The following is a 12,485-nucleotide window of genomic DNA, read 5'->3' as shown; positions in this document are numbered from 1 at the left end:
ATACATCCCTCTATTCTTAGTATCCAAATCGGAATAAACATATTTTAGACCGAATTACAACTACTGTCAATTACTAAAATCTGGACTATTTAAATTTCAAATATTCAATCTTTTCTGAACTTAAATTTAACACGATTTCATTGAGTAATAATTTTGCACTTTCGTAATCTCTTGCGTCATAAATAGCTTTACTTGTATGGATATATCTAGCACAAACACCGATTACCGCAGTTGGGATACCTGTTAGAGCTTTATGAATTTCTCCACCATCTGTACCACCTGGTGATTGGAAGTATTGATGATTAATTTCTTTTTCTTCAACCATTTCAATTAAATAATCTCTCATTCTTTCAGATAAAATCATCGTACGATCTAAAATTCTAATTAATACACCTTTTCCTAAAGCACCTGATAAGCCAATGTGTCCTTTCATATCATTTGCAGGTGAACAATCCACAACTAATGCTAAATCTGGTTTGATTAAATTCACACTTGCTGAAGCACCTCTTAAACCAACTTCTTCTTGAACATTTGCGCCTACATATAAATCAACATCAAGCTCTTCATCTTTAACTGCTTCGAGTAATTCTAATCCGACTAAACAACCATATCTATTGTCCCATGCTTTAGCGAGTATTCTATTCTCTGTTAGTTGTTCAAAATTCGTACTTGGAACAATTGTATCACCAATTTTAATGCCCATTTCTTTTAATTGATCAATGCTTTCTGCACCAACATCTAAAAGCATATCTTCAATAGCAACACCTGACTCTTTACCAGTTCTAAAATGTTTAGGGATACTGCCAACTACGCCGTTATAGTATTTACCGTCACGCGTTTTTAACTGTAGTGTTTGTGATAGCCATACGTCTGATGACACACCGCCAAGTGGTGTGAACTTTAACATACCCTCTTTTGTCATTTCAGTAACCATAAAGCCAATTTCATCCATATGAGCTGCTACTAATACTTTAGGAGCATTTTCTTTTTTGGATTTTTTCACACCATAAATACTGCCCATATTATCACCAATAATTTCATCAACAAATGGTGCCATTTTTTCTTTTAAATATTCACGTACTTCATTTTCAAATCCAGGTACAGCGTGTAATTCTGTTAATTCTTTCATTCTATTAAGTGTTTCTTGTCTAATTTGTGTCATTGTAAATCTCCTTATTGAAATATTTATCTATCATTCAGTCTTTGTGTTAAACTTAAATTAAATAGAAGGAGGCATGGTCATGCAGAATAATAAGTTCCGCTTTTTCATTATATTATTGTCCATTTTTACTGGTTTAGGAATTATTGCTTCTATCGTATATGCTAAGCAATATAAACCATATAGTTGTGAAGAAATACTTAAACAAGTCAAAGCACAATTTAATAATGTTGAAGCCTCTTATATATTACATATCCCAAAGACCTACCAAAAATTCGGCATTGAAACTAAAGTTGTGCATGGTGGTATTACCGTTAACAATGATGATAAACAAGTACACTATGAATTTATAGCCGATGCCTTTAATGGCCAAGTCATTGATATATTTGAAATTTAATAAGTTTAAAAAGATGAGTCTGAGTGATTAATTTAAACCTCAGACTCTATTTTTTATGACTGAAACATTATTCAACTTCACCGTGATCTAGTGCGTCGAATGACTTTTTAATAGATTCTAAACCGCTTCTTAATTTTTCTTCACTACAAGCTAAATTCATTCTGAAATGATGACTTTCTCCAAGCTCATATGAATGTCCGATGCCTGTTGCAAGTTTACCTACAGATTGCAATGCTTTTTGAACATCACTTTCTACGTAACCACTTTTAGAAAAGTCTATCCAAGCTAAATATGTCGATTCAGGTTTAATGAACGATAACTGATCAGACATTTCATTTTTAATAAATTCATCTAAGATGGTCATATTCTTCTCGATATGCTCATTTAATTGATCTACCCATTCACCTGCTTCATTATAGGCTACTTTAACTGCTTCAACAGCCAATGTATTTGCAGCAGACAATCCATAATATGTTGCCAATTTACGATTGAATTGTAATGTGAAATAGCGATGTTTTGTAATCATATAACTACTTGCTAAACTCGCTAAGTTAAATGTTTTACCTAATCCAGTAACAACAAGAATTGGAGAATCTAATGTCATTTCATTTGTCATAGAATAGAATCCATTTTCACTTCTCACAAAATCCATATGAATTTCATCAGAAACAATAAAGACATCGTGTCTTTCACAAACATCTTTCATAAATGCACATTCTTCTTTCGTCCAAACTTTACCTGTTGGATTATGAGGACTACACAGTACTAACACTTTAACATCATCACGCGCTGCCATTTCTTCAAATTGTTCTTTATCCAACTCATAACCGTTATCTGTCGCTACTAATGGAGATTCGACAGCAACTCTTTTATTACCTTCAATTAAATTTAAAAAAGCATTATATGAAGGTGTATGTATTAAGACACCTTCGCCTTCTTTCGTAAATTCACGTATAACTTCAGTTACCGTAAACAAAATACTTGGCACATAATATATATCATTCTTTTGGATGTTCACAGAAAATCTTGTTTTGTACCAATTTTTAATCGCATTTAAATATGCTTCTTGCTTCCATACTAAATAACCGAAATGTGCTTGATCTAATTTATTTTTCAAATGGTTAATAATAAAATCAGGTGTCTTAATATCCATATCAGCGATCCAAAATGGTTCTAAGTTCTCATAATCATAAACTTTACGTTGTCCATCATATGCTACTGTTGCTGTTCCCCTTCTATCAATCACTTCATCAAAATTATATTTCAATTAAATCATCCCTTCTTATTTCTTCTTTAATTCCCTTCGTTTGTTCATCAAGCTTAAGCGCAAAATAATTGGCATCATGATAGAACACGAACCAATAATCTTCTTTAATATATCTCTGTAAAAGCCTTTCCTTAGCATTAATAGAATCCATTGGATAGTCATCATAAGCTGTAACCCATAAAGGATTCAGATGGGCTAATGTAGGCAAGATATCAGCCATATGCACAGCTTTCACACCATTACTTTCAATTTCAATGACACTATGCCCAGCGCTATGACCACCAGTATGTATCATTTTAATGCCTGGAACGATTTCCATCGAATCCACAAATGTTACAACTTGATGTTCAATACCTTTATAATTTTGTTCCCAATATGTAGCACTACTTCGTATATTTGGGGCTCTCAATTCATTCCATTCAATTTGTGATGTATAAATTGTTGCATTTTTAAATACTGATTGACCATCTGCAGTTGTAAGTCCACAAGCATGATCAAAATGCATATGAGACATCAATACAATATCAATATCATCTATGGTCAAATTAAATTGCTTTAATGAGTTACTAATATCACTTTCATAAGTTGTACCATAGTTTCTTTTTTGTTTATCTGTTAATTTACCATTACCTATCCCAGCATCAATTATAATATTGTGTTCATCTGTTTGAACGAATATAGGATGTGTTACGAGAGGTATTTGATTAAGTTCATTAGGCGGATATTTTTTAGTCCACAATGCTTTTGGAACGACACCAAACATTGCACCACCATCCATTTGAGTAATACCACCTTGTAATGGATATAATTTAAAATCACCTATATTTAACAAGAAATTCCCCTCCAATCATTTATTATTATTTTATCACTAATTAGAGTAATGAACATCTTTCATGATTGCTACAACACATTAGTTAAAAATGGCATAAAAAAAGAAGTTAGAATCATAACGATTCCAACTTCCTTATTTAAAGCTTGCTTCCATACGATAGATTCTAAAACCTCTACTAGAGAATTTATCTTCGTATTCAGTACGGATATTATCTTCAGGCTCATCTTCATGTAAATTCAAATTAATATAATCAAATGACATACCATATTGAGACATACTTTCTAAACTATACTCAAATAATCCTTGATTATCTGTTTTGAAATGTATTTGCCCATCTTTTTTCAAAATATGCTGATAAATTTCTAAAAAGCTAGAAAAAGTTAATCTTCTTTTAGCATGTCTTGTCTTTGGCCATGGATCTGAAAAATTCAAATAAATTCTAGAAACTTCATTTTCAACAAAATACTCTGTTAATAATTTAGCATCTTGATTAATCAATTTAATATTGTTTAATTCCATTTCTTTAACTTTTTCAAGAACACGGACCATAACATTTTTATCTTTTTCAATTGCTACGTAATTGATATTAGGATTTTGTTTAGCCGTCTCAGTAATAAATCTACCCATACCAGTTCCGACTTCAATATGAATGGGTTGATCTTTATCAAACCATTCTGCCATCTTATATTGATGATTAAGATCTACATCTACTATATTGGGATGATCTTTTAAGAAATCGTCAGCCCAAGGTTTATTTCTCATTCTCATTCAAAGTTACTCCTTATATAAATACATTTCTTGTCATCACTTCATTTAAGAAGTGTAACCAATCATTCATATCTTTATAACGTTTTTTCTCTTCATACCACTCTACCATTGCGATAGCTTGAATCAATGTATACCACTTCATACGTTTCTTTAAATCATGCGTATCGTTAATGCCATACATACTTAGCCAATCTGACCAATCTTTCTCATCAACATAAGTATATAAAATCATTCCGATATCAATAGCTGGATCTGCAATCATTGCACCTTCCCAATCTACTAAGAAAAGTTCATCTTGATCAGATAAAAGCCAATTATTGTGATTCACATCTCCGTGTATGACTGTATAGAATCTACTGTCTAATGTTGGCATGTTATCTTCTAAATATAACAATGCTTTTCTCACAGTGCGATTAGACAATACATGTCGTGACAATGAGCTGTTAATTTTATTAAATAAAATCTCTGGATGCATAGGTTTCATTTCCATACGTTTAAGCATATTTAATAATTGTTTAGAAGAATGTATTTTTTTAAGAAGTTTGGCAACACGGTTAGAATTCATTTCATCTTGGACTAACTCTCTACCATTTTTCCAATGTTGTGCAGTTACAACTTCTCCTGTTTCGATTCTTTTTGTCCAAACTAATTTTGGCACGATACCTTCAGCAGATAATGCTGTTAAGAAAGGACTTGAATTACGTTTTAGGAAGAGCTTGCGGCCATCTTGTTCTGCCATATATGCTTCACCAGATGCACCACCTGCTGAGTCTAATGTCCATCCTAATTGATAAAAATGTTCCAACCTATCCACCTCACTTTCAATAAAAGAAAAAGAAAAAGACTCAAGAATATTCTTTTTCAAGAGTCATATTTTAATCTTAAAAATTTTTGTTTAATTTTTGTAATTTTAGTGCGCTTGATTTAAATTTTATTATCTTTCGGTTAAGATTTCAACCTCATAAATGAAAACTTTCGAGTATTTTGAACCTATTCATATACAATAAGTCTTATAAATTCAGTATCCACTTGAATTACTTAAGATATTAAAATTACACTAAAAAATTTTTATGATTTTGACTCTATATAATTATTAAATGCATTTTGTAATTGCTTCGTAATTTGTCCGACTTTTCCGACACCTATTTTTTGATCATTTACTTGCACAACTGGCATGACTTCAATAGATGTACTTGAAATAATCACTTCATCTGCATTATTTAAGAAATCTAATGTAAATGATTCTTCAATAAATGGAATATTTAAATCCTCGGCTAATTCTTTTATAACACGTCTCGTAATCCCATTAAGAATTAAATTATTTGCAGGATGTGTATAAATCTTGCCATCTTTAATCGCATAAACGTTACTTGAACTACCTTCTGTAACTGTTTCGCCTCTATGCATGATTGCTTCAGCAGCATCATTTTGTGTAGCTTTCTCTTTTGCTAGCACGTTACCTAATAAGTTCAAGCTCTTAATATCACATCTTAACCATCTGATATCTTCAACTGTAATAGCTTTAACACCATTTTCTAATTCGTCATATGGTCTGTCATAGCTTTTAGAGAATGCTGAAAATACAGGCTTTGTACTTGCATCAGGAAACGGATGGTTTCGAGGTGCAACACCACGTGTCACTTGAATATACACGCCACCATTTACAACATTATTCTTTGCTGCTAATTCTTTTGTTACTTCTGTTAAACCTTCAACAGAATACGCGTCTAAATTAAGTCCGATTTCTTTCGCACTTCTAAATAATCTTTCATAGTGTTCTTTAGATGTAAATACTTTACCATCATATATACGTATGTATTCGTATATGCCATCACCAAAATTATAACCTCTATCAGAATAGCTAACCTTACCTTCAGATTCATCAACAAACTCATCATTTATATAAATATAACTCATTCATCATCACCCTTTACACAGACATTGTATATAGCTTCTAAATAAATTGCAGTTGCATTAAATAATTGTTTTTTCGTGATATATTCATTTTTTTGGTGCATTAAATCTTCAGAATCTTTAAACATCGCACCGAATGCCACACCTTTATCTAAGTTTCTAGCATATGTACCGCCACCGATTGTATACGGCTCGGACTGATCACCTGTTTGATTGCGATATGCTGATAATAATTTTTCAATGAATGGATCATTTTTATCTACATAATGTGGAACTTGGTGTTTGTCCATTTCAATGTCGAAGCCTTTTTCTTTCACTTCTTCAGAAAAACGAGACATTGACTGATCGAAATTAAAGCCTTCTGGATATCTTAAATTAATACCAAATTGACCACCATCTACATCTGTATAACTCATAATACCTGTATTAGTCGTCACTTCACCCATTTCTTCAGTAGCAAATTTCATACCCATTTTTTCACCTTTTGGAGAATCAACTAAATATTCATTTGCAAATTTCACGTATGAGCTCGCGTATTTATCTAAATTTAATTCATTTAAGAATTGAATAAGGTATAACCCAGCATTCACACCTAATGTAGGATCCATACCATGAGCTGATTTACCATGAACAACGATGTTTAAGAATCCTTCATCAATTGTTGTTTCGCCTTCAATCTCATGTTCATTTAAAAATGATTCAAATTTCTGAACAACATTCGTCATTTGTTCTTTGATAAGTAATTTAGCTTGAGCAGTATCTGGTACCATATTGAATCTTTCACCTGAGAAGAATGCTTTTAATTCTACTTCAGGCTCATCATTATCTTCCACATAACCAGATTGAACGATGTTGAATGTTACAATCCCTTTTTCTCCATGGATTAGAGGGAATTCTGCATCTGGTGCAAAACCTACTGAAGGCATTTCTTCAGTTTCAAAATAACGATCTGTACATTTCCAATCAGATTCTTCGTCAGTACCTACAATAATATGTATTCTTTTTTTCCATTCGACTTTCATATCTTCAAGTATCTTAACGGCATAGTATGCTGCAATTGTTGGTCCTTTGTCATCAAGTGTACCTCTTGCAATAATTGCATCTTCTGTTTCTACAGGTTCAAACGGATTAGAATCCCATCCAGCACCTGCTGGCACAACGTCGACATGGCAAAGTATACCTAATAAATCGTCACCTTTACCCGCTTCAATTCTACCTGCGATATTGTCTATATCAACGTGAGAAAATCCATCTCTTTCCCCTAACTTATACATATAATTTAACGCTTCTTTTGGACCTGGTCCAACTGGCGCATCGTATGTACTTGCTGCATCATCTCTTACACTTTCGATGCTTAATAGCCCCTTTAAATCATTTATAATATCTTCTTCATATTCTTTAACTTTATTTCTCCACATCGAAAATCATCTCTTTCTTAACTTGAATAGTTATCTATATAATACATGATATTTTTGTAAATATGAAATAGAATTACCGATAAATTTTTAATTTTTTATGCGAAAAGTTATTTCCTTTTACGTACGACTAAAGTCTTATATAAAATTATTTTTTTGAATCTTATTATTTCCCGACACGACAAAAGTTGTTAACAAAAAAAACTAGGACAAATAAGTTGCCCTAGTTTTAGCCAATATTGAACATAAGAAGAAAATTATTTCTTCAAGTCTTCTTCTGTAACAACTCTTAAATTGTTGTTTGCAGTTCCGCCTTCATCATCAAATTTAGCTTCTCTTTGTTCAGTTGGATCTTGATCCTCTTTTTTTAGACGAGATTTAGCATTTGATGCATAACCTTTTGGATCTTCTTTTGCTTTTTGGAATTCATTTTTTGCCTTTTCTTTAGCTGACTCTTTATAAGAAGTTGGATCTTCTTTATATTTTGAGTACTCGTCTTGTGCTTTACCTTTTAGTTCATTTGCTTTTTGTTTAGCATTTTCTTTGTAATTCTCTGGATCTTCTTTATATTTCCCGTATTCATTTTTTAATTTATCTCTATTTTCTTTTTTAGATAAGACAACTGCTGCTGCAGTTCCCCCTAATACTACTAACGTTCTAAATAATCCTGCTTTTTTAGCCATTTGTATCCACCTCTATTTAGTTAATATTTATTATATTACCCCGAGGAAATCTTTCTAAACATTTTAAACAGATAAATTTAAAAGTTTAAAATCTTCTTCTAACAAATGTCTATACTCACCAAGTTCTAAACGTTCATCAAGTTCTAAATCAGCAATTTGAACACGTTTTAAATAAGTCACTTCACAACCTATCGCATGAAACATTCGCTTAACTTGGTGGAATTTACCTTCATAAATCGTAACGTAAGCAATAGAGTCTTCCCCATTTTCTACAATTTCTAATTCACTTGGAGAAGATGTAAAGTCTCCTAAATCAATGCCTGCTTTAAAAATATCTATTGCATCTTCTGAAATGTGTCCAGATACTTCAACATAATACTTTTTAGCGACTTTTTGTTTCGGACTCATAAGTTGATGCGAGAATTTACCATCGTTTGTTAAAAGTAATAAACCTTCTGTATCTTTGTCTAAACGCCCTACCGGGAATAAATCTAAATGCATATATTCTGGGACAATATCAATGACAGTTTCATGTTCATCATCTTCTGTTGCTGAAACGAATCCTGATGGCTTATTCATCATTAAATAAACAACTGGTTCATATTCTATCGGAATATCATCAAATGTTATGACATCTTCTTCTGGATTAATATGCATTTCAGGTTTCTTAACGATTTCATCATTAACGGTAACGAGATTTTTCTTTAGAAACTTTTTAACTTCTTTTCTTGTTCCGATACCTGAATTTGCTAAAAATTTATCTAATCTCATCATTTACACCCACTTAATTTTGCGTCTAATTTTTGCAGTTAAATCACCTAAAAATTCATCCGCTAAACGTGAACGCATTGTTAAATATCCATATACGATTACACCTACACATCCACCTACAATAAGTGTGATAAGCGCACCTAATTTTGATGTTGGATCAATGATTAATGACACAATAAAGTAACTTAACTCAACGAATAATACCATGATTATAGTATAGAAAGTAATTCTTAATGTATGGTAAATTGTGATATTAAATTTAAAGTCTGCATATTTATATAGAACTACACAATTTAAGATAACAGCTACTAATAATGCGATTGCCGTACCAATAACAGCACCTAACGTATGGAATACCATAATAAGTGGTAAGTTAATAACTGCTTTAATGACTAATGACGCGATAACGATCCATACTGTTAAGGCTTGTTTATCAATACCTTGCAACATTGAAGCTGTTACAGATAATAATGCGATTAAAATACTAACTGGCGCATACCAGAATAATATTTCTGTACCCATTGGATTGTAACTATAGAACACGTTATATAAAGGCTGTGCTAATACCATAATGCCAAGTGATGCTGGAACTGTTAAATATAATAATACGCCTAATGATTTTCTGATTTGATGATGCATTGCATCAATTCTACCTGAATTGTAAGTATTCGTAATAAATGGTACTAAACTCACTGCAAATCCTGCTGCAAGAGATGTCGGAATCATAACAATTTTATTAGTTGTCATACTTAGCATTGTGAAATAAATATCTTGTAATTCACTGCCTACACCCGCCATCGCTAACCCAGTATTATGTGTAAACTGGTCGATTAAGTTTATAATTGGGAAACATAAACTTACGATTACAAATGGAATACTGTATTTAATGATTTCTTTATATATTTTGATATACGATACATCAATATCACTTGTATCTTGTTCAACTTCTGCTTTTATTAAATGTCTTCTCTTCATCCAAAAATAAAGTAAAGTCAGTAATGCGATAATTGCACCGATACCAGCTGCAAAAGTTGCAACTTGGTTGGCCATTAACACAGAACCATCCATGACATTTAATACGATATAACTTCCGCCAAGTATAAATGCGATACGTGCTACTTGTTCAGTTACTTCAGATACAGCTGTAGGACCCATTGAATTAAATCCTTGGAAGATCCCTCTCCATGTTGCGAGTAATGGAATAAATAATACTACAAAACTTATTGTTCTAATAACAGTTGTAATATCTTCTATACCCCATCCACCTTCTATACCACCTTTATTTGCTAAAGTTAATTGAGCAATAGTTGGTGATAAGAAATAAAGTAATAAAAATCCGATAAATCCTGATACCGTCATAACTAAAAAGCTTGACCGGTACAATTTTCTACTTACTTTATAAGCACCTAATGCGTTATATTTAGATACATATTTCGCAGCTGCTAAAGGAACGCCCGCAGTTGCTATTGTTATCATGATTGTGTATGGTTGATAAGCATATGTAAATGGAGCAAGATTTTTTTCATCGCCTATAATAGCGTAAAAAGGTATTAAATAAAGAATACCAATTACTTTTGTTATTAAAATACTTGCAGTAAGTAGGAAGGTTCCCCTTACTAGCGCTTTACTTTCTGACATAATTTCATCCCTATCTAATTTACTTTTAAATTTAATAATAACAGGTTTATTTCTATTCTACTACTTTTTTAAAGACACATTATTCGTTAAAATATTATTACATCGACTTATGGAGGTAACTTATGTATCACACAATAATTATCGGCGCTGGACCTAGTGGTTTAATGGCCGCATATAGTGCAAGTTCAAATGGTAAAAACGTCTTGCTACTCGAAAAGAAAAAAGGCTTAGGACGAAAGCTCCGCATATCTGGTGGCGGTAGATGTAACGTTACCAACCGCTTACCTTATGAAGAAATTATAAAAAACATTCCTGGTAATGGAAAATTCTTATATAGTCCATTTTCAACATTCGATAATGAATCTATTATACAATTTTTTGAATCTAGATCTGTACAATTAAAAGAAGAAGATCACGGACGAATGTTCCCTGTTTCAAATCGCGCTCAAGATGTTGTTGATGCACTAGTTGATTCCATTAAACAAAATGGTGTAGAAATACGCCAAGAAACTACAGTATCATCTGTTGAAAGTGAAAATCAACAAATAACAGGCGTCACACTACAAGATGGTACATTTATCCCTGCAAAGACTGTCATCATCGCATCAGGCGGTTGCAGTGTACCACATACTGGATCGACAGGAGACGGGTATAAATTCGCTGAGTGTTTAGGTCATTCCATAACAGAACTATTCCCAACAGAAGTACCAATTAAATCTAGTGAACCATTCATTAAAAACAAAACACTTCAAGGATTAAGTTTACAAAATGTCGGACTATCCGTCCTCAAGAAAAATGGTAAACCTAGAATCACACATCAAATGGATATGTTGTTTACACATTTTGGCGTTTCAGGACCAGCAGCATTAAGATGTAGTCAATTTGTTTACAAAGAACAAAAATCTCAAAAGAAAACCGACATACAAATGTCTATAGATGCCTTTCCAGAAATTAAAGCACATGACTTAGAACAACAAATTGTAAAAAAATTAAAAGACGAACCAAATAAAGCAATTAAAAATGCACTAAAAGGACTAGTCCAAGAAAGATATTTACATTTTATCTTACAACAGTCAAGTATTGATTTAGATGTGACATACCATCATCTGTCCCAGCAAGCCATTCGAACATTCGTAGAAAACCTTAAATCATTTACATTCACAGTAAATGGTACACTTCCACTCGATAAAGCTTTCGTAACAGGTGGCGGTGTTAATATTAAAGAAATCGAACCTAATACAATGGCATCCAAAATATGTGCAGGACTATACTTCTCAGGAGAAGTACTAGATATCCACGGTTATACAGGTGGCTATAATATAACAAGTGCACTTGTCACAGGATATGTAGCAGGCTATAACGCAGCACAATTTAATGATTAAAATTCTATAGCATGCTTTTAGTGTGAGCTGTGATTTATGACATCCTTATTTACAAAACTGGCTAGAATTGTTACTAACTCTAAATAATATTATACTCACACATATTTTAAGGCTGAGACATAATGTAATGTCTCAGCCTTATATAGTGTCTTGGCAGTAGATGACTGAATTGAAAATGCGCTTGTACCAAGCTTTCTTCAACTCTAGTCATCCTTGCCGGGGCGGAACTACGAAATCTTTTTATACAAATTAGATTTCT

At 32.4% G+C, this 12,485-nt stretch carries 12 protein-coding genes; 2 read left to right on the top strand and 10 right to left on the bottom strand.

The genetic code is table 11. The features are described 5' to 3' along the window. Positions 1 to 85: 85 nt before the first annotated feature. Positions 86 to 1,162: a M42 family metallopeptidase gene (locus tag LQ622_RS03995; protein WP_204258594.1), complete on the bottom strand. Its 1,077-nt coding sequence runs from the start codon at positions 1,160 to 1,162 to the stop codon at positions 86 to 88. A 79-nt stretch (positions 1,163 to 1,241) separates the two neighbouring features. Between LQ622_RS03995 and LQ622_RS03990 the strand changes: the two genes are divergently transcribed. Next, complete coding sequence (locus LQ622_RS03990) at positions 1,242 to 1,556, top strand: hypothetical protein (protein WP_204258595.1); 315 nt, start codon at positions 1,242 to 1,244, stop codon at positions 1,554 to 1,556. 67 nt (positions 1,557 to 1,623) lie between these two features. Here the strand turns inward: LQ622_RS03990 and LQ622_RS03985 are convergent, their stop codons facing one another. The 9 genes from LQ622_RS03985 to LQ622_RS03945 all read right to left on the bottom strand — a co-directional run bounded on the left by LQ622_RS03985 (position 1,624) and on the right by LQ622_RS03945 (position 10,844). Continuing rightward, positions 1,624 to 2,823, bottom strand: coding sequence for a MalY/PatB family protein (locus LQ622_RS03985; protein WP_037588582.1), 1,200 nt, complete (start codon positions 2,821 to 2,823; stop codon positions 1,624 to 1,626). Beyond that, positions 2,813 to 3,655, bottom strand: coding sequence for a YtnP family quorum-quenching lactonase (locus tag LQ622_RS03980; protein WP_232193771.1), 843 nt, complete (start codon positions 3,653 to 3,655; stop codon positions 2,813 to 2,815). The genes LQ622_RS03985 and LQ622_RS03980 overlap by 11 nt, the downstream gene beginning before the upstream one ends. A gap of 132 nt (positions 3,656 to 3,787) precedes the next feature. Further along, complete coding sequence (gene trmB, locus LQ622_RS03975; RefSeq protein WP_025905271.1) at positions 3,788 to 4,423, bottom strand: tRNA (guanosine(46)-N7)-methyltransferase TrmB; 636 nt, start codon at positions 4,421 to 4,423, stop codon at positions 3,788 to 3,790. A gap of 13 nt (positions 4,424 to 4,436) precedes the next feature. Beyond that, positions 4,437 to 5,228 carry a phosphotransferase family protein gene (locus LQ622_RS03970; protein WP_025905270.1) on the bottom strand — a complete coding sequence of 264 codons (792 nt, stop codon included), beginning with the start codon at positions 5,226 to 5,228 and terminating at the stop codon, positions 4,437 to 4,439. Between the two features lie 263 nt (positions 5,229 to 5,491). Further along, positions 5,492 to 6,340 carry a D-amino-acid transaminase gene (gene dat, locus LQ622_RS03965; protein ID WP_239748112.1) on the bottom strand — a complete coding sequence of 283 codons (849 nt, stop codon included), beginning with the start codon at positions 6,338 to 6,340 and terminating at the stop codon, positions 5,492 to 5,494. Beyond that, positions 6,337 to 7,755: a dipeptidase PepV gene (gene pepV, locus LQ622_RS03960; RefSeq protein ID WP_037588588.1), complete on the bottom strand. Its 1,419-nt coding sequence runs from the start codon at positions 7,753 to 7,755 to the stop codon at positions 6,337 to 6,339. The genes dat and pepV overlap by 4 nt, the downstream gene beginning before the upstream one ends. Before the next feature lie 254 nt (positions 7,756 to 8,009). Next, positions 8,010 to 8,435, bottom strand: a complete 426-nt coding sequence (locus LQ622_RS03955; RefSeq protein WP_025905267.1) for a YtxH domain-containing protein — start codon at positions 8,433 to 8,435, stop codon at positions 8,010 to 8,012. 63 nt (positions 8,436 to 8,498) lie between these two features. Then, the gene (locus LQ622_RS03950; RefSeq protein WP_239762045.1) at positions 8,499 to 9,206 is read right to left on the bottom strand and encodes a pseudouridine synthase; all 708 of its coding nucleotides are present in this window, start codon (positions 9,204 to 9,206) and stop codon (positions 8,499 to 8,501) included. 3 nt (positions 9,207 to 9,209) lie between these two features. Then, a complete protein-coding gene (locus LQ622_RS03945; protein WP_025905265.1) occupies positions 9,210 to 10,844 on the bottom strand; it encodes a putative polysaccharide biosynthesis protein in 1,635 nt (544 codons plus the stop codon). A gap of 122 nt (positions 10,845 to 10,966) precedes the next feature. Here LQ622_RS03945 and LQ622_RS03940 point away from each other — a divergent pair, with 122 nt between their 5' ends. Next, the gene (locus tag LQ622_RS03940; RefSeq protein ID WP_037588590.1) at positions 10,967 to 12,226 is read left to right on the top strand and encodes a BaiN/RdsA family NAD(P)/FAD-dependent oxidoreductase; all 1,260 of its coding nucleotides are present in this window, start codon (positions 10,967 to 10,969) and stop codon (positions 12,224 to 12,226) included. Positions 12,227 to 12,485: the final 259 nt, after the last annotated feature.

Source organism: Mammaliicoccus sp. N-M50 (assembly GCF_022386995.1).
GTDB classification, from domain to species: Bacteria; Bacillota; Bacilli; order Staphylococcales; family Staphylococcaceae; genus Mammaliicoccus; species Mammaliicoccus sciuri_A.
Note: the sequence above shows the minus strand (reverse complement) of the source record. Positions and strands in the feature narration are given on the sequence as shown.